Raw genomic sequence first — 18,473 nt, 5'->3', positions numbered from 1 at the left:
TATCAACCTATGTCAGCCGCTGCGCGGCTAACATAGGCCGATATAATTTCCTCAGGAACACCCGTTAATACCATGGCTTTTATTTCTTCGCAGAATTCAATATGCGCTAAGTGTTTTTCATAAGCGATTTCATTCATGCGCTGATAGTGTTGTTCGCGCTCTAAAACATCAAAGAAATCAGATGCGCCTTTCATCATTTGTTTCTGTGAAGCTAAATATTTCTCTTTATTCTCGATAGCGAAATCAGCAAAGCGAGTTGCTAGAAATACTTGCTTGAAAGTTAGGCCCATGATTTTTGCATTAGCCGCATCGCCATAGCGAGTCGTGGAAAGCTCGCCAGACATAAGTAGTTTTTCGATAGTCTTGGGGGCGTCATAAGCAATTTTGACCGCTTCATCGCCACGCTTAACAAATACGCCGCCCATCGCATAGCAAAAGGCTTTCCAGTCGCCAGCGTCCGCCGCTTTGCGAATGGTTTCTAATTGAAAGTGCTCAGTAGCATCTAAGTCAGTAAACATGGCGTCATCTTCTTTAAATTCGTTACGTAAGCGGCGCATGTTACGCCAAACCGAGACAGGAGGACCGCCGACAAATTGAAACTGGCGGATACCGTTCACACGTGCAAATGATGTAATGCGTTCAGCAAGTTCAATACCGTCTAAATTGGTTTTTAAATCCTTATCAACGTGTTTACCGTCAATGGATTTAGATATGTATTTAGCAATGTAACCAATCGCCGAACCGCGAGAAAAATCAATCTTTTCAACAGTAAAGCGGTGTTTCTTCGCGCCGCGCTCGTTTGGAGTATCGCGCATGGCGTGGTGACACATTAAGTTAGTTACATGCTTTGATGCGGTTGAATGACAGAACAAAAGAAAGTGGTGATGAGGCGTTCCGTCCTGATGTGGTTCAACGATACGCATCCCGTAAACCTTAATACCTGCTTTGTTAATGTCTTTTCTAAATTGCTTCCAAACGTTCATTAAATGCACGTGAGCATCACGGGCAGAAGGCTTACCAGCTCCTATCCATTTCTTGTTTTGCTTGCCCTTTGATACAGGGTGAAAGCGGCTAGGGGCAGTGATAGTCAGGAACAAAGCATCATGGCCTTGCTCCTTGGCGATTTCTTCAAAACCACGTAAACGAGTGAACATTTCCCCTCGACGTATTTCAGGGTTAGCGATTGAATGATCATGAATGTCTGATAGTTCATGGAATTGCTCAGGGTTTGCCTTGTCATAGACAATCATGTTTTCAAGCATTGCGCGATTGCGTTTCTTCTGGTCGCGTTGACGCTGGACTGAGTAATCAGAGCAGTAAGGCTGTTTAGCGCGTTGAACGAGTTCTAAATCACGGGCAATTTGCTCAAGCTGAAAAGCACACTTTTTACGTAGTTGTCTACGAAGCCAAATTTCATCGCAAGCGCGAGCAACCAAACTGTGAAGTTCGTTAGCTTTTCTTTTTGCATCGATGTATGAGTCAGCGAAGCCTAGGCCAAGGTTAGATAAAAGCGCTTGAGCTTTTGAAAAGCGGGTTTCTGAATCGTCAGAGCAACGAGCGATAGCAAGAAGATGGTCACGCGCTTTGTTTTTTGCTAAGTCACAGATTTGGCCATCTGGCATTGCATACGAATAGCCATACTCTTTTAAACGCTGGCTGGCTTGCTCGACTTTTTGAGCTGCGACAGTCGCGCTTTTAACTTTCATGCAGTCAGTAAAAGCACGTTTCATGTGATGCGCGAAACCGTGATGCGAGCGAAAAGTACGAACGAGTGAGGCGCAAAGCGGAAGAGGGCGAGCGCGAAAAAGTTCACTATCGAGTGAGCGAGTTTTGATTTTCATACGTGGGGAAATACGTTGACCGCCAAAAGCTCGACTTGGGTCTGTATGGTCTACGTATGAAAAAGGAAGTGCAACAGAACGAACGTGAGGTGAACGTGTCAGAACAGAAACAAATTCAACGTATTCGTAAGTATCAGTTGCTAAATCGTGAACCAATTCGCGCCCCATGGCTAGCACTCCTCGATTAAAAATGAAAGTGAACAAGTAGAATAGCGGCGCTCCAAATAAGGAAGAATCTTTGATGCAGAAAATAAACTAAAATGCTTTGCTTCACTTAAAATAGACGTAGGAACAATAAATAAAGTTTTTAGAGAAACAATATCTTTTAAATAAACTTGAGGGTACAACTCGATAATACAACGCGAAGAGAGAGAAGAAGTAATAATTTTAATAGTCATAACTAGCACTCCTCGAATAATGAAACAGAATAAGAAAGCTGAGCTAAAGGGTAAATAGGTTGCAAATTTGAAATGATTTTATTTGCAAAATCAGGAGACATGAAAATAGCTTTATCAGAATTGTAAGTAACTGAAAATTCTCGTGTTTCATGGTCATAAAGTGCTAGATAGAGCGGATAAGGACCGGAAATCAAGATAATATTTACTGGCATAATTAAGCCCCCAACTTAGCATTAACGGCATTAATCAATAGGAGGACTCTTGCTTTCATAGAAAACCATCCAGAACAGCTTTGCATGTATTAAGCAACCGACGTGTCATTTCACAATCAGCGAGCGCGCGATGAGCTTTTAAATCAGAAACGTCAATTGATTGTTGAATGCAAGCATTGGTGAGATTTTGCCAGCGATAGCCATCATGTGATAGCTCCCCGTAAAACTCAGCATACCAGAGCATGGCACACTCACCACGAATGAAATATTTAAGATTATCAGTAGGATAATTAAAATCAGAAAGGGACTGTTTAATCATTTGATAGTCAAAATTGAAGTTATAAATAACAACTTTCCTATCAATCAAAAGATCCTTGATTTGGTTCCAAACCACGTCAAAAGTAGGCTTATCAAGCACATCATGATTATCAATGCCATGTATTTGTTGAACCTGAACAGGGATAGGACAAAGCGGATTAACAAGGCTTGAATAAAGTACGTCACCATTACGGGCGTCAATAATTGCGATTTCAACAATGCGCGCACTTTGACCCAATCCGGTTGTTTCGGTATCAAGAATAACGGCGTTGTCTAGATTGATTGACTTCATGATTAAGCCCCCAAAAGCTCAAAGCCAACGACACAGCCAGAGCCTGAATGTTCAAGGCGGCTACACTTATAAACAGGGCTAAAATCAAAACCGTCAGTAAACTGGATTTGCTGACCGAGTTCAGGGGATTGTGAGACGTGCAAAATTTTCGTATCGAGTTTATGAGCACAAATTAAATCAAAATATTTTTGTGAGACTTGGATTGTGAGAATGTTCATATAACCCCCGATGGTTACTTAGTTAAGAGGCCGCCCCAGTGCTTATCGGGAGCGACCAGAACGGCCAATGTTTCGATTAATGGGGATTGTAGTTGCCATTTATGGGGATTGTAAATAGCGCAAAATGGGGATTAAACAGCTATGATAAGTAAAAATAAGGGGGATTTATGTACGCTAATGAACTACTAAACGCTTACAAAAAAGCAAAAAACTACGTACAAGACAAGCAAATTGCGCATGACTTGAACCTATCACCACAGAAGATAAGCAAAATCAGAAGCGGAATACGCTATATATCTGATGAGGAAGCCGTTTTTCTTGCTGAACAAGCAGGAATTGACCCAGAGCTGGCATTACTCGGATGCCACGCAGACCGCAACGAAAACCCACGCATAAAACAGCTATGGGAACACATAGCAAAAAAGCAAAATCGGCTAGGATTAAAAGCAATTACAATGGGTTACGTGGGATTTATGCTAGTGAACATGGGCGATAAATTAGAGTCGTCATACTGCGCATTATGTATATTATGTTAAATAACATACATGCAGATACACGAGACTTATCCTTACAGCGCTCCTATTCTTCCTTTTACTTATTGTATTAAACATAAGTCTATTTACCATAAAGTATATAATTACCATATTGGTTCATGTTTGCACATTGAACAATATGGTAATTATTCTTAAGGATTTAAATACTGTTTAATAATGCGTTGTAATTCTTGGCTACGAATGGGTTTTAAAACCACATCATTCATGCCCGCTTGTCGAAATGTCGCGTGATCATCTTGCATTGCATGGGCCGTAAGCGCGATGATCGGTGTCTGGATATTCTTACTACGCAAGATTTTCGTCGCTTCAATTCCATCCATCACTGGCATCGAGATATCCATAAGAATCAAATCAAATGCATGGCTAGTTTCTGTTTCTGTTTCTGTTTCTGTTAATGATACGGCTTGTTGTCCATCACTCACCATGGTGACGTTGTAACCCATGCGCGATAAGATTAACTGGATGACCATTTGGTTAGTTTTGGTATCTTCAACAACTAAGATATGTCCTTGGCTACTCTGACTACTGGAGGCTTGTTTTAAAATAGGTTCAAGGGGATCAATCTTAATGCTATTTGTTTGTCGTGAATTGACGGGAAGACGGATGGTAAAATGGCTGCCTTGTCCTAAAGAACTGCTGACTGAAATCGTTCCTTTCATCAATTCTACAAGGTGTTTAGTAATCGCTAAGCCAAGCCCTGTGCCACCATAATGACGAGTAATAGAGCTATCGGCTTGAATGAATGGAGAAAACAAGTGTTCTATTCGCTCGGGCTCAATTCCAATTCCGGTGTCTTCGACATGGATGACCAACTCATTTCTTGCGGTACTTAACCGGACATCAACAGAGCCTGCTTCGGTGAATTTGATCGCATTACCAATCACGTTGAACAGTATTTGCATTAAACGTACAGGATCAACCCAATATTCATAATGATCACAAATTGATGTTCGAACATTAAAGCGGATCCCTTTAGCAACACACGCTTTATGATGATAAGACAAAGCATGAACAAGCTTCTTGTGCAAATGAACCCAGTGACGATGTAACTTAAAGTGCCCTGATTCTATGCGACTTAAATCAAGAATATCATTGATGATCACTAACAGAAGTTCTGCTGAATTTTCCATTTGTTCTAATAACTCAAGTTGAGAGTGATTAGAGTCTTCTCGCAAAATATCAATTAACCCTAAAACAGCATTGAGCGGCGTTCTCAACTCATGACTCATCATCGCTAAAAATTGCGACTTAGCTTGGTTAGCATGTTCTGCTTGCTGCTGTGCAATATAGAGTTCATGAGTTTTTATACGCACTAAGCTTTGCAATTCTTCTTTATGTTCAATATCGTTAATGGCCCGCTCGAGGAGTGGACGAAAACGTTGCAACGTTGCTTTAGTCTCTAAACTAAACTGCCCTTTCCTACTGCCTAAAAGCAGTAATACGGAATCGCTGGTTTGCGTTTGGATACCCGTGATTAACGCGGAGTTTATTGTGTTTTGAAGAAATGGATTAAGATTTTGAAATTCGGCAAGCTTGGTGGGCTCAAATAGGATAATACACTCGCCTTGTAATACTCGTTGAAATTTATCACCATTAAGCCACTGCTTGCCTTGAAACGCGATATTCGAGGACAGAAATGTTGAAAATAACGAATTTGGCGTGTTTTTAGCAATAACAATAAAATCATCAAAGTTAATATATCGATGAAGGACGTTTTTAAGCTCTTCAAATATCTGATATTTATTATCAGCATGACTAAGCGCCGATATGGCGCTGAGAATAACACGGTTCTCTTCCGCTAAGCGAAGCTCTCTCTCTTTACTTCTCTCTAACTCAAGTAGCACCTCACTCAGCTGCTCATTTTTGTCTTGTTCTATCATCTTTGTCTATTCTGACTCATAGAAGATAACCGATGCTATCATTAAATTTCCGTGGGCATTCTCGCCACCAATAAAACGTCCCTGTTCACCAAAAGTGAATGGACAAATAAAAGGCTGACCATGCATTTGCTCGACCAGTTTTTTATGAACGAGTTGTACATCTTCTCCTAGACGGAGCATTGCCCCTGCACAATAGATGATAATCGAGCCGAGCAGTAATGACTCATGATAGTTTTGTGTATTTGCATCTTGGATCACTCGTGATGCTCGATTGAGTAGCTGTTCTTTTGAACCGGTCATCAATCTTATTTTTTCGCCTTCATTAATCGTAGCAAATAGTTCAAGCGATCCATCATTGAGCATTTGAATAGGATGACACAATTTATAGTAAGGCTGTTGATTAACATATCCGGCCACTCTTCCTAAAGGAAATCGAGTCACATGCTCAAACAGATGTCGATCATTAAATTGAATATTGGAGTGATCGCTGATCCACTCTTTATAAATAGCCGAGGCTGGCTCACCATCAATACTCTGAATACATCGATGGCTAGCTTGGGTAATTTCGCCTTCAAACTCAGTCGGTGAATAACCAGCACTAAAACCCGAGGTTAGTGGCTTAGATGGAAAAAATAGCTGCAAAGCTATGCCATTAGAGCTCCATCCCTGTTGGGTAATGATAGACCATTGTTTTTGAATATGATTATCAGCTGCGCTCCCACCGATAATAGGAACGTGAGTGCCAAAGGTGGCATCAATCGCATCAATAAATGCCTCTTCATGGCCGGGGGTCGAATGCAACAGAATTAAGCTTGGTACTTCACCAATTCTATTCGCTTGTCGCAAAGCTTGTTGAATAGCGACATAAGCGGCTTGCCGATCATCCTCTTGACCTAACTCGACTAAACCAGTGCCATACGCACTATAAGAGCAGTCATAAATAGCCATTAAAGCCACAACAGGCCCGATATGAAATCCTTTATCAGTCATGATCGCTTGGCATGAAGAACAGCCAATAAATGGGATTCCTGGAAAATGTAGACGAAGTTCTTGCTGTATCTGCTTCGCGGAATACTCTTGTGAGTAGTAGCAAATTAGGTTGGACAAGCCATCTTTTTTCAATGTTTCTGCTAACTGCCCTATTGCGTCTTCAGGTCTCGTGGCATGAGTAAAAGTGGTAGTAAATTGCATATATCAAACTAATAAAGATGCGTTAATGATGGAATATTACCACGATACTTTTTTATTGACTGTCTTTGTACTGCAAGGATTGGGGGTTTTCGTGATCGATAGACTCATTTTTTAACGTTGGGTGTTCTTTAGTTGCTTCTTTATCTGTTGAATAATGAGTTATAGTGCGCCAGGTGAATGCCGATATCAGAATAGTTAACATAACGATTATTTGAATCAGCTTGTTTTTTGTCAGTTTTTCTGCTGGCATTATTGGGTGTCCTTTATCATCAATGACTAACCGAATCAGTAACTTGGTCTTGCAGTGCTCATCGTGGGTATGTAAATAGAAAGAAGAGAGTACTACATCCGCTTTTAAATGTTAACGTCCGTGACCATGATACCGATTACCAATATTAACTGTGCTTACTCTCTTTAGTTGTTTATGGATCACTATCCTTTGACGATAATGAATGCTAGAATTCTTGATGTGCATCAATTTAGTGAAAGGTTGTTATGATTTCTGAAAAGCCTGCGACAAAGCGTATTCAATCTGGTGGCTGCGCCATTCATTGTCAAGACTGTAGTATCAGTCAACTTTGCATTCCGTTTACACTGAACGAATCAGAACTGGACCAGCTTGACCAAATTATTGAGCGTAAAAAGCCGATTCAAAAAGGACAAGCGCTCTTCAAAGCCGGTGATGAACTTCGCTCTCTGTACGCGATTCGTTCAGGAACCATTAAAAGTTATACCATCACTGAACAAGGTGATGAACAGATTACCGCTTTTCACCTTGCCGGTGATTTGGTTGGGTTCGATGCCATCACTGGCGACTCTCATCCAAGTTTTGCTCAGGCATTAGAAACCTCAATGGTTTGTGAAATACCGTATGAAATCTTAGATGATCTTTCTGGAAAAATGCCTAAGTTACGCCAACAAATTATGCGTTTGATGAGTAACGAGATTAAGGGCGATCAAGAGATGATCCTATTACTCTCAAAAAAGAATGCCGAAGAGAGATTGGCGGCCTTCTTGTATAATCTATCAACGCGTTTTTCTCAACGAGGATTTAGCCCTCGCGAATTCCGTTTAACCATGACTCGTGGTGACATTGGCAATTACTTAGGCTTAACCGTAGAAACTATCAGTCGTTTACTGGGACGTTTTCAAAAATCAGAAATGCTTAGCGTGAAAGGCAAATACATCACAATTTTAGATCATGACGCTTTAATGCAATTAGCGGGTGTATCGAAAGACAGCAAGTAATTCTTGATTCATGGCGATGATGCAGCACTTTGATGAGCTGCATCATACTTTTCTTAAAAAACTGACTCTCTTCACTAAAACTCTCTCTCCAACTGCGTTAAAGTATCTCTAAGGTCTGTGAGTTATTGACCTCCTCCACAAACAAGGAGTTTGTTATGAGTATCTATAGCAAAATATTAGTTGTTGCAGACATTAATCACGATGAACAACCGGCATTAGCCAGAGCAGTTCAGCTAGCAGCAAAAAGCCAATCCCCGAGTCATATCACTTTCTTTATGTCGATTTATGATTTTTCTTATGACATGACTTCGATGCTTTCTATTGATGAACGAGATGCGATGCGCAGAGGCGTGATTCAACAACGAGAACAATGGATGAGAAGCGTTGCTGAACCTTATATCGATTCATCCATTCAATTTGATGTAAAGGTGGTTTGGCACAATCGTCCTTACGAGGCGATCATTGCAGAAGTCTTCTCTGGTCAACATGATATTCTTATCAAAGGCACTCATAAACATGATGTATTGGAATCAGTAATATTTACTCCTACTGATTGGCATCTACTGCGCAAATGCCCGACTCCTGTTTTACTGGTTAAACACAGTCACTGGCCTGAGAATGCGAATATTATCGCCTCTGTTCACGTCGGTTCAGAGGTTGATACTCATATTCAGCTCAACGATATCATGGTCGAACAATTACTCAATTTAACTCAACGTCTTGGGGCATCGCCCTATTTAGTTAATGCTTACCCGGTAACGCCAGCCAATATTACGATTGAGCTACCTGAGTTTGACCCGACCACTTATACTGATGCCGTTCGTGGCCATCACCTCACATCGATGAAAGCACTAAGACAAAAACATGGTTTAGATGAAAGTCAAACTATTGTTCAACAAGGTTTACCTGAAGATGTTATTCCCGAGGCAGCCAAAACGCTTGATGCGGCGATGGTCATTTTAGGAACGACAGGGCGAACTGGACTTTCAGCCGTCTTTATTGGTAATACCGCTGAACAAGTCATTGATAAGATCAACTGTGATGTCCTTGCCCTAAAACCCGCTGGGTATATTAGTCCTCTTGATCCTAACATCGCTAGCTAAACACTCTATTTGCTATTTATAAGTCCCCATCCCCTTGGTTGGGGATTTTTTGTTATCGGGCATGCTTAATACTGGCATCTTGTCAGTAGATCCGTATTATACGCACTTCATTTTGTGTGGAAGATTAAAGAACGAAAGCCAATGACAGAGCAAACTCAAGAGTTGACTAAAGCCCAACATTATAATTTCAATAAGCTACAAAAACGTATTCGTCGTAATACGGGGCAAGCTATTGCTGACTTTAATATGATTGAAGATGGCGACCGAATCATGGTCTGTTTATCGGGAGGCAAAGACAGCTTCACGATGCTCGACATTCTGATGAGTTTGCAAAAAAGTGCACCGATCACCTTCTCACTCATCGCTGTCAATCTTGATCAAAAACAACCCGGATTTCCTGAACATATTCTACCTGAATACCTTCAAGAATTAGGCGTTGAGTATAAGATCATTGAAGAAGACACCTATTCCATCGTACAAGATAAAGTTCCCGAAGGTAAAACCACGTGCGCTCTGTGTTCTCGCCTACGCCGTGGTATTTTATATCGCGCAGCGAAGGAGTTAGGGGCCACTAAAATTGCTTTAGGCCATCACCGTGATGACATTATTGAAACCTTGTTTTTGAATATGTTCTATGGCGGAAAAATGAAAGGGATGCCACCTAAGTTAGTCTCTGACAATGGCGAGCATGTGGTGATTCGCCCTCTTGCTTACTGCAGAGAAAAAGACATCATCAAATACGCAAACCATCGCGCTTATCCTATCATTCCCTGCAATTTATGTGGTTCGCAGCCTAATATGCAGCGCCAAAATATTAAGCAGATGCTTAATGCTTGGGATAAACAGTTTCCTGGTCGTATAGAAACCATGTTTAGAGCCATGCAAAATGTCGTGCCTAGCCATCTTGCCGACTTTGAATTATTTGATTTTAAATCGATCAATCGTGATTCTGGCGTCATTAATGGTGGTGACATTGGTTTTGATAAAGAACCCGTCCCACAGCCTATTCTCGATGAAGACGATACAGTGATACCGTTTGATCCTGCATTAAAATTAGACGTGACTAACTTGTAGCATGTTGTTGATAACCAGTTGAACGGATACCAATAAGGCTGCCACTGGGCAGCCTTATTGGTATTTTCAGGTTATTGCTCTACCCAATAAACTTGATTATGGCGGATCATCGCCTGTACATCTTGCACATAATCCGCGCCACGCTCAGAGTAACGCAATAATCCATTACTCAAAGCCAGCGCACTATCCACACTGAATAAATTTGCGTCATTTTTACGCAGCTGTTGCCGAATATTGCGCAAATCACGATAAGCCGCGTTACGATTCACATTCATAAAATAACGATGAATCGATTCTTGCACCGAAGAAAACTTGGCAACTTCATGGGTCATTCCTGCGCCTCTTGCTGCTGGTACTACCCCACAGCCCGGAGAATAGCACCACTGACCAAAATAGTTATTCGCTTCAATAGCAAAACGCGAAGTTCCCCAGGCGGACTCATTAGCAGCTTGAGTCAGCACTAACGCTTCTGGTAAAACGTCAACACGCTGTAACATACCATTCAGCCATTCACTACTCAGTCGATTTCCCTTATTCAGTGCTAAACCGTATTGTTCAGCCAATTGAGCCGCCAGTGTCTTATCTTTGGCTGACAGTTTGCCTTGCTGAAAACGGGTAGCTAGCCGTTGTAATTGTTGCCTTTCTTGTAAAATACGTTGGTTCTCAAACGCAACCCCAGGTCTTAAGTAAGAAAAAAATGCCTCTTTTTTCTCTGCTATATCCGTTATCGATGAAAAATCAGGGGCTGCTGATACTGCATGGCCGGTTAACTCAACCGAAGGGTGATCAGCAGTCCGGGTTGAGTAATAAAGACTCAATCCAATCAACACCATCGCTAACCCTATGAGGATAAAGCGCTTACGCATTAAAAATTTGTGAATTTGCATCATGATCATCATCGCTATTGGTTTTCTTCGTGGCAACGATTTGTAAACGAATACCAAACATATTACGGTAAATAATGCCTTTCACATGAAAAAAGAAAGGCAGAACAAAGATTAAGCCAATACCATAAAACAGGACGGCAGCTACGAACATCAACATCAGTAAAGCGTAGATGCCCGCTAAAGGTAGCAGTTTTTTGTTCACTGCACGTAATGATAGCCACAGTGCTTGCATCGGGGGAACTTTCTTTTCACAGATCAGTAAAATCGAATTACTAAAAGCCAGTGAAAAATACATCGAGAGGAGTGGGAAAACCATCCCGGCAACCCCTTGTAGTACTAGGCTCAATAATGAAGCAATAATTACTGGTATGGTGAACTGCAACCCTTTAGTAATATGATTGGTCCTAGTTTTAAGCCCGGCAGCATGACTCATGGCCATTAAACTCACGCCAGCATAAATCGGAGCACTGACTACTTCGTAACTAAAGTTAGCAATCAAAATCCCTTGAATAACGCCCGGAGGGATATTGCCCTCTTGAGCAAATAAAGAAAAGATGACCGACGGATCGCCGACCATTAATCTGAAGGCAATGATAAAAATCGCCAATTGGATCACGACCAAAATAACAATGGCAGGAGAAAAAGACAGGAAGTGTTTCAGGGTACAATCCCATGCTTCTTTTAGTACCTCACCTATCTTAAGTTGGTAATCACCAGAAAGAGCGCGTTCCAACGTTCCTCCTAAGTTAAAATCTTTCTCGATATTATTGCTCATAATTCGCCCTAGTTTGGCCTGTCAAAAATGCTTTCGAAACAAATGGAGATAGTTTTTCATTATACTGAAATACCGTCGAGTCTAAAATCTTACTGTCAAACTCAGCTTGCTTTATGCTTCATATGGCTGATAATTGACCACTTAAAAGCCTTGATTATTCGTTAACAGGGCATGGTAAAGAATCATCACTCAACGATGCAAAATTTTTTCTGTTTCAAGATAAGAAAATACTTTGATTTCGTCGGGTATGCTAATTATGATGCGCCCTTTGAAAAGGTATAACCAGTGTATAAATTGGATGTATAAGTACACCAAGTATGATTCTGATTTATGACTGGTTTTCGTGTTATACCCGAACAACCGAGAGTGATGGCAACGTCTGCTGCCACTTTAAGCTAAACGGGAATAATAATGCACTGTATATCACGCTCCTATACTCAAAAAAGTTAAGGACGATTGTTTGAATGAACCATTAGCCATTCAACGACGTTTTTGCCATTTTTTGGGTATACAACCACTGTGGGAGAAAAACAGACGTTGAACAAACAACACTCGGTAGGAAAGCCAGTTATTCGTCTATCTGGCATTAGCAAAAGCTTTGATGGTAAAGAGATCATTTCTCACCTGAATTTAGATGTCAATCACGGTGAATTCTTAACTATACTTGGCCCATCAGGGTGTGGGAAAACCACCGTACTACGAATGATTGCTGGTTTTGAGACGGTCGATAACGGCCAGATCTTACTTGACGGTCAAGATGTGACTCAAGTTCCTGCTGAGCAGAGGCATGTCAACACGGTCTTCCAAAGTTACGCCTTGTTTCCTCATATGACCGTGTTTGATAACGTAGCCTTCGGATTGCGTATGCAGAAAGTACCAAGCGCAGAGATTGAACCACGAGTAATGGAAGCCCTACGCATGGTTCGCTTAGAGCAAATGGCGCAACGTAAGCCACATCAGCTTTCTGGTGGTCAGCAACAACGTATTGCGATTGCTCGTGCCGTGGTCAATAAACCTAAAGTGTTATTGTTGGATGAATCTTTATCCGCTCTCGATTATAAACTGCGTAAACAGATGCAAATTGAGCTGAAGCAACTCCAACGTCAACTGGGCATTACCTTCATCTTCGTTACTCACGATCAAGAAGAAGCTTTATCCATGTCGGATCGAATCATTGTTATGCGCGATGGATGCATCGAGCAAGATGGTTCACCACGTGAAATTTATGAAGAGCCCAAAAACCTATTTGTTGCCCGATTTATCGGTGAGATCAACGTATTTAATGCCGTCACTCAAGATCGTATCGATGATAAATGCATTAACGTACAGATCGAAGGCGTTCCTGCGATTGTCTATTATGATCAACCCGTGACTAGCGGCGATAAACTGCAAGTCTTACTGCGTCCAGAAGATTTACGCATTGAAGAGATCAAAGAATCAGAAAGTGCGGGTATTGTTGGTCATGTTATCGATCGTACTTATAAAGGCATGACGTTAGAGTCAGTGGTTGAATTAGAGTCAGGCATGCGCGTTATGGTGAGTGAATTCTTTAACGAGGATGATCCAGACGTAGACCACTCTATCGGCCAGAAAGTCGCCATCACTTGGGTTGAAAGCTGGGAGGTCGTCCTCAATGATGAGCAACAAGCTTAATCTACAAAACGCAATTATTGTTTTGATTGTCGGCTGGTTAGGTCTGTTTGTTCTGATCCCCAATCTGATGATCATTGTGACCAGCTTTTTAACGCGTGATGAATCGAACTTAATCGCTTTTACCTTTACGTTCGATAACTATCTTCGTTTAATGGATCCGATTTATGCCAGAGTGATGCTGCACTCATTTTACATGGCTATCGTGGCGACCTTAATTTGCCTTGTGGTCGGCTATCCATTTGCGTATATCGTTGCCAAAATGCCACAAAAATGGCGCCCTATTATGCTGTTTTTAGTGATTGTTCCATTTTGGACTAACTCACTGATCCGTACCTATGGATTAAAAATTGTTTTGGGCACTCAAGGTATTTTGAATAAAGCATTATTAAGCATCGGCATCATCGATACGCCCATCCGTATCATGTTCACCGAAACCGCGGTCATGATTGGTTTAGTGTACATCTTGCTGCCATTTATGATTCTGCCTCTCTATTCTGCGATCGAGAAGCTCGATCATACTTATATAGAAGCAGCACGAGATCTTGGTGCGAACAAGTTGCAAACGCTGATTAAAGTCATTTTACCCTTAACCATGCCCGGCATTATTGGCGGCTGTTTACTGGTACTGCTACCAGCATTAGGAATGTTCTATATTTCTGATTTACTGGGAGGGGCGAAAAACTTATTGATCGGTAACGTCATTAAGAGCCAAGTACTCAACGCCCGAGACTGGCCATTTGGTGCGGCGACAAGTATTGCCCTCACCTTAGCCATGGCCGTCATGCTCTATGCGTACTATCGAGCAGGAAAACTCTTGAATAAGAAATCGGAGCTAAGCTAATGGGAAAGACAGTTCGATTTAGCTTTATGAGCTTAGTGTACTTATTTTTGTACCTACCGATTATTGTTTTGATTGTGAACTCTTTTAACGACAACCGCTTTGGGATTCGTTGGGGTGGCTTCACGACCAAGTGGTATCATGCTTTGATTAATAATGACAGCTTGATGCAAGCCGCCTGGCACTCTATCAATATTGCGGTCTTTTCAGCGACCGCAGCGACAATTATTGGTAGCTTGACGGCTGTTGCCCTATTTCGTTACCAGTTTAAAGGTAAGAAAATGGTCAATGGCATGCTGTTTGTTGTCATGATGTCACCAGATATCGTAATGGCAATTTCATTACTGGCGCTGTTTTTAGTCCTCGGCTTTCAATTGGGCTTTCTAACCCTTTTGATTGCGCACATCACCTTCTGCTTACCCTTTGTGGTCGTCACGGTTTACAGCCGTTTGAATGGTTTTGATGTGAAGATGTTAGAAGCGGCAAAAGATCTCGGAGCGAGCGAATGGGTTATATTGAAAAATATTATTTTCCCACTTGCTAAGCCAGCCGTTGCGGCAGGTTGGTTATTAAGTTTTACCTTGTCACTCGATGATGTCATCATCAGTTCTTTTGTGACAGGACCAACCTATGAAATTCTCCCTTTAAAGATTTACTCTATGGTTAGGGTTGGGATTTCACCGGAAGTGAATGCGTTAGCGACTGTGATGTTAGTGGTTTCATTAATCCTTGTGATCACTTCACAGTTGTTAGCCAGAGAAAAAGTGAAGTAATATACTCACTGCATGTTAAAAACACGAAACAGAATGGCCACCATGACCATTCTGTTTCTCTATGTAACGCCTTAATGGGCAACGTTTGGTTTGGAGCTAACGTCGATGAAAAAATGGGCTACTTTATTAGCTGGTAGTGCATGTGCGCTTTCACTGTTGTCAAATTCAGCTATCGCGCAAGATAAAGAATTGGTTTTCATGAACTGGGGACCTTACATTAACAGTAATATCCTTGAACAGTTTACTCGTGAAACCGGTATCAAAGTCATTTACTCAACTTATGAGTCAAATGAAACTTTATACGCCAGACTAAAAACCCATAATCAGGGCTACGATCTTATTGTTCCTTCAACCTATTTCGTATCCAAAATGCGTGATGAGGGTATGATTCAGAAAATAGATAAGTCTAAGCTGTCTAATTTCAGTAATTTAGACGCTAACTACCTGAATAAACCTTATGATCCGAACAACGACTACTCAATTCCGCATGTGGTCGCCATTACCGGTTTAGCGGTCAATACCGATATGTATGACCCGAATGATTTCCAAAGCTGGGGTGACCTTTGGAAGCCTGAGCTGGCGAGACAATTGATGTTAATGGACGATACTCGCGAAGTATTCCATATCGCTCTGCGTAAACTCGGCTATTCCGGTAATACCACTGACGATAAGCAAATTGATGAAGCCTACACTGAATTGCGTAAATTAATGCCGAATGTTTTGGTGTTTAACTCTGACAACCCTGCTGCACCCTATCTTGCTGGTGAAGTCGGTTTAGGGATGTTATGGAATGGCTCTGCAGCGGCAGCGCAAAATGAAGGATTACCGATCAAACTGATCTTCCCGAAAGAAGGCGGTATTGGTTGGGTCGATAACTTCGCCATTGCTTCAGGAGCGAAAAATGTCGACGCCGCCCATAAGATGATCGACTTTTTACTGCGCCCTGAAATCGCTGAGCAAATCTCTCGTGATACTGGCTACTTAACAGGTGTGGCGGAATCGAACGCTAAGTTCAAAGATATCGCCCCCCTATTCCCATCTCAAGAAGATTTAGATCGCGTGGAATGGCAAGATGCGGTGGGAGACAAAACCATTAAGTATGAAAACTACTTTATGCGTTTAAAATCAGGTTTATAAACCTACGAGCTTAAGTAAATGGGCAGCATTAGCTGCCTATTTTTTTGTGAGCTGGTATACTTGGCGGCTGATTTAGCTAATCTCTCTAGCCTATTTGGGCTTTTGCTACCAAAATACGGAATTGTAATGAAGAAAAGTAAACTGTATGCGGGCGTACTATGCGCAGCGACTCTATTCACTACCCACGCGATGGCCAACGATACCGAGCTGTATTTTTATAACTGGTCGGAATATATCCCTAGCGATGTACTAGAAGAATTTAGTAAAGAAACCGGTATCCGAGTTATTTATTCGACGTACGAATCAAACGAAAGCATGTACGCGAAGTTAAAAACCCAAGGTGCTGGTTATGACTTAGTGGTTCCTTCAACTTATTTTGTCTCTAAGATGCGCAAAGAAGGCATGCTGCAACCCATCGACAAAAATCAATTAAGTCATTTTGCGGATCTTGACCCTAATTTTCTCAATAAATCTTTTGATCCCGAAAACCGTTACTCAATCCCTTATATCTGGGGAGCGACAGGTATTGGCATTAACACCGACATGCTTGATAAATCAGCACTGACCAATTGGAACGATTTATGGGATGCCAAATGGCGTGGTCAGCTTATGCTGATGGATGACGCTCGTGAAGTGTTCCATATGGCTTTAAGTAAATTGGGTTACTCGCCAAATAGTACCAATCCAGAAGAGATTGAAGCCGCTTATCAAGAGCTAACCAAACTGATGCCAAATGTCTTGGTCTTTAACTCTGATTTCCCAGCCAACCCGTTTTTAGCCGGAGAAGTTTCGCTTGGGATGTTGTGGAATGGGTCTGCCTACATGGCGCGTCAAGAAGGAGCCAATATTGAGATTATTTGGCCAGAAAAAGGCGCTATTTTCTGGATGGACAGCATTGCGATTCCTGCAGGAGCGAAAAATATCGAAGCGGCACATAAAATGATCGACTTCTTATTGCGTCCGGAAAATGCAGCAAAAATTGCGCTGGAAATCGGCTATCCAACACCAGTCAAAACGGCCCATAAGCTATTACCTGCCGAGTTTGTCAATGACCCGAATATCTTCCCACCACAATCAGTCATGGATAGCGGTGAATGGCAAGATGATGTCGGTGAAGCATCAATATTATACGATAACTACTTCCAACGCTTAAAAGTGAAGTAATCAGCGATTCTATCAATGTGAAAAAGCGGCTGATGCCGCTTTTTTCTTGCCTGTTTTCTGTGCTAGATGAAAACGATGTGACGTTAGCAAAAAATGAGGTTCTTGTCCTCTTATCGAGGGGAATCTTGCAGCATTAATAGCTCGTTAACTAAACGAGGGACCTCAAGCGTCGCTTTGCCATAACGTTTTTCAGCAAACTCACTTTCAATCGCGCTCGGCTCTAAATTAATTTCAATCGTATGTGCGCCGTGCATTCTCGCATCATGCACAAAACCAGCCGCCGGATAAACCACACCAGATGTACCAATAGAGACAAATAAATCGGCTTTTTCTAATGCGCTATAAATCTCCCCCATCCGCAAAGGCATTTCCCCAAACCAAACAATATGAGGCCGCATTTGTTGCGGAATTTGACAGCAATGACACAGTTCACCGGTCAATAAATCGCCCTTTTGTTCAACCACTTGATTAGACATACTACAGCGAGCTTTAAATAACTCACCATGCATATGAATGATGTTTTGACTACCGCCTCGCTCATGCAGATCATCAATATTCTGGGTAATGATGGTTACTGAACCATTCAGTTGTCGCTCTAGCTCGCCAAGAGCAAGATGAGCCGCATTGGGTTGAATCTCAGGAGAGCCTAGTTTTCTGCGGCGCTGATTATAAAAGTCTTGCACCAAATCAGGATCACGAGCAAAACCTTCTGGTGTGGCAACATCTTCAATCCGGTGGTTTTCCCATAATCCATCTTGGGCCCGAAAGGTTTGAATACCCGACTCGGCAGATATCCCCGCGCCGGTCAATACTACAATATTGCGATAGGGGAAATTCATCATCCATTCCTTATTTTCAATCTTTACACCAGTTTAGCATTGATAAACGAGCGTCCCTAATTTCAAGGCTTAGACAAT

19 protein-coding genes are annotated in these 18,473 nt (G+C 41.8%); 9 read left to right on the top strand and 10 right to left on the bottom strand.

Annotation, left to right across the window (positions count from 1 at the left end):
* Nucleotides 1–2 precede the first annotated feature (2 nt).
* The 4 genes from FKN93_RS07525 to FKN93_RS07510 form a co-directional block, all read right to left on the bottom strand.
* On the bottom strand, nt 3–2,009 hold the full coding sequence (locus FKN93_RS07525; protein ID WP_249374162.1) for a replication endonuclease: 2,007 nt from the start codon (nt 2,007–2,009) through the stop codon (nt 3–5).
* 2 nt (nt 2,010–2,011) lie between these two features.
* The gene (locus tag FKN93_RS07520) at nt 2,012–2,239 is read right to left on the bottom strand and encodes a hypothetical protein (protein WP_170904781.1); all 228 of its coding nucleotides are present in this window, start codon (nt 2,237–2,239) and stop codon (nt 2,012–2,014) included.
* Nucleotides 2,240–2,506: 267 nt separating this feature from the next.
* The gene (locus tag FKN93_RS07515; RefSeq protein WP_170904780.1) at nt 2,507–3,061 is read right to left on the bottom strand and encodes a 3'-5' exonuclease; all 555 of its coding nucleotides are present in this window, start codon (nt 3,059–3,061) and stop codon (nt 2,507–2,509) included.
* A 2-nt stretch (nt 3,062–3,063) separates the two neighbouring features.
* Nucleotides 3,064–3,279, bottom strand: a complete 216-nt coding sequence (locus tag FKN93_RS07510) for a hypothetical protein (protein WP_170904779.1) — start codon at nt 3,277–3,279, stop codon at nt 3,064–3,066.
* A 167-nt stretch (nt 3,280–3,446) separates the two neighbouring features.
* On the opposite strand from FKN93_RS07510, the gene FKN93_RS07505 reads away from it, so the two are divergent.
* Nucleotides 3,447–3,815, top strand: a complete 369-nt coding sequence (locus FKN93_RS07505; RefSeq protein ID WP_170904778.1) for a DUF3693 domain-containing protein — start codon at nt 3,447–3,449, stop codon at nt 3,813–3,815.
* 149 nt (nt 3,816–3,964) lie between these two features.
* Here the strand turns inward: FKN93_RS07505 and FKN93_RS07500 are convergent, their stop codons facing one another.
* From FKN93_RS07500 to FKN93_RS07490, 3 genes are all read right to left on the bottom strand, one after another.
* A complete protein-coding gene (locus FKN93_RS07500; RefSeq protein ID WP_170904809.1) occupies nt 3,965–5,710 on the bottom strand; it encodes an ATP-binding protein in 1,746 nt (581 codons plus the stop codon).
* Between the two features lie 9 nt (nt 5,711–5,719).
* Nucleotides 5,720–6,835: an FIST N-terminal domain-containing protein gene (locus FKN93_RS07495; RefSeq protein WP_170904808.1), complete on the bottom strand. Its 1,116-nt coding sequence runs from the start codon at nt 6,833–6,835 to the stop codon at nt 5,720–5,722.
* Between the two features lie 121 nt (nt 6,836–6,956).
* On the bottom strand, nt 6,957–7,154 hold the full coding sequence (locus tag FKN93_RS07490) for a hypothetical protein (RefSeq protein WP_158143886.1): 198 nt from the start codon (nt 7,152–7,154) through the stop codon (nt 6,957–6,959).
* Nucleotides 7,155–7,399: 245 nt separating this feature from the next.
* Between FKN93_RS07490 and FKN93_RS07485 the strand changes: the two genes are divergently transcribed.
* The 3 genes from FKN93_RS07485 (at nt 7,400) to ttcA (ending at nt 10,329) form a co-directional block, all read left to right on the top strand.
* Complete coding sequence (locus FKN93_RS07485; protein ID WP_154168199.1) at nt 7,400–8,152, top strand: FNR family transcription factor; 753 nt, start codon at nt 7,400–7,402, stop codon at nt 8,150–8,152.
* Between the two features lie 155 nt (nt 8,153–8,307).
* Nucleotides 8,308–9,255, top strand: a complete 948-nt coding sequence (gene uspE / locus FKN93_RS07480; RefSeq protein WP_115152734.1) for a universal stress protein UspE — start codon at nt 8,308–8,310, stop codon at nt 9,253–9,255.
* Between the two features lie 141 nt (nt 9,256–9,396).
* Entirely contained in the window at nt 9,397–10,329 is a 933-nt protein-coding gene (gene ttcA, locus FKN93_RS07475) for a tRNA 2-thiocytidine(32) synthetase TtcA (protein ID WP_004395278.1), read from the top strand.
* Nucleotides 10,330–10,400: 71 nt separating this feature from the next.
* Here ttcA and FKN93_RS07470 read toward each other — a convergent pair whose 3' ends face one another.
* Together FKN93_RS07470 and FKN93_RS07465 are read right to left on the bottom strand one after the other, a co-directional pair.
* Nucleotides 10,401–11,195: a glucosaminidase domain-containing protein gene (locus tag FKN93_RS07470; protein WP_170904807.1), complete on the bottom strand. Its 795-nt coding sequence runs from the start codon at nt 11,193–11,195 to the stop codon at nt 10,401–10,403.
* Entirely contained in the window at nt 11,188–11,991 is an 804-nt protein-coding gene (locus FKN93_RS07465; protein WP_004395276.1) for a hypothetical protein, read from the bottom strand. Before FKN93_RS07465 ends, FKN93_RS07470 begins: the two co-directional genes overlap by 8 nt.
* A 519-nt stretch (nt 11,992–12,510) precedes the next feature.
* Here FKN93_RS07465 and potA point away from each other — a divergent pair.
* The 5 genes from potA (at nt 12,511) to FKN93_RS07440 (ending at nt 17,556) form a co-directional block, all read left to right on the top strand.
* A complete protein-coding gene (gene potA, locus FKN93_RS07460) occupies nt 12,511–13,644 on the top strand; it encodes a spermidine/putrescine ABC transporter ATP-binding protein PotA (RefSeq protein ID WP_040904817.1) in 1,134 nt (377 codons plus the stop codon).
* Nucleotides 13,628–14,485 carry a spermidine/putrescine ABC transporter permease PotB gene (potB, locus tag FKN93_RS07455; RefSeq protein WP_004395274.1) on the top strand — a complete coding sequence of 286 codons (858 nt, stop codon included), beginning with the start codon at nt 13,628–13,630 and terminating at the stop codon, nt 14,483–14,485. The genes potA and potB overlap by 17 nt, the downstream gene beginning before the upstream one ends.
* Nucleotides 14,485–15,255, top strand: coding sequence for a spermidine/putrescine ABC transporter permease PotC (potC, locus tag FKN93_RS07450; protein ID WP_004395273.1), 771 nt, complete (start codon nt 14,485–14,487; stop codon nt 15,253–15,255). The genes potB and potC overlap by 1 nt, the downstream gene beginning before the upstream one ends.
* 105 nt (nt 15,256–15,360) lie before the next feature.
* Nucleotides 15,361–16,392 (top strand): extracellular solute-binding protein, encoded by a 1,032-nt coding sequence (locus tag FKN93_RS07445; RefSeq protein ID WP_158143885.1) that lies wholly within the window; start codon nt 15,361–15,363, stop codon nt 16,390–16,392.
* A gap of 126 nt (nt 16,393–16,518) precedes the next feature.
* Nucleotides 16,519–17,556: an extracellular solute-binding protein gene (locus FKN93_RS07440; RefSeq protein ID WP_154168197.1), complete on the top strand. Its 1,038-nt coding sequence runs from the start codon at nt 16,519–16,521 to the stop codon at nt 17,554–17,556.
* A gap of 110 nt (nt 17,557–17,666) precedes the next feature.
* On the opposite strand, the gene cobB is transcribed toward FKN93_RS07440, so the two are convergent.
* On the bottom strand, nt 17,667–18,395 hold the full coding sequence (gene cobB / locus FKN93_RS07435) for a Sir2 family NAD+-dependent deacetylase (RefSeq protein ID WP_154170645.1): 729 nt from the start codon (nt 18,393–18,395) through the stop codon (nt 17,667–17,669).
* Nucleotides 18,396–18,473: the final 78 nt, after the last annotated feature.

The sequence above is a fragment of the Vibrio sp. A8-1 genome (assembly GCF_013048685.1).
Lineage (GTDB): Bacteria > Pseudomonadota > Gammaproteobacteria > Enterobacterales > Vibrionaceae > Vibrio > Vibrio metschnikovii.
This window is presented reverse-complemented; position numbering and strand designations above follow the sequence as displayed.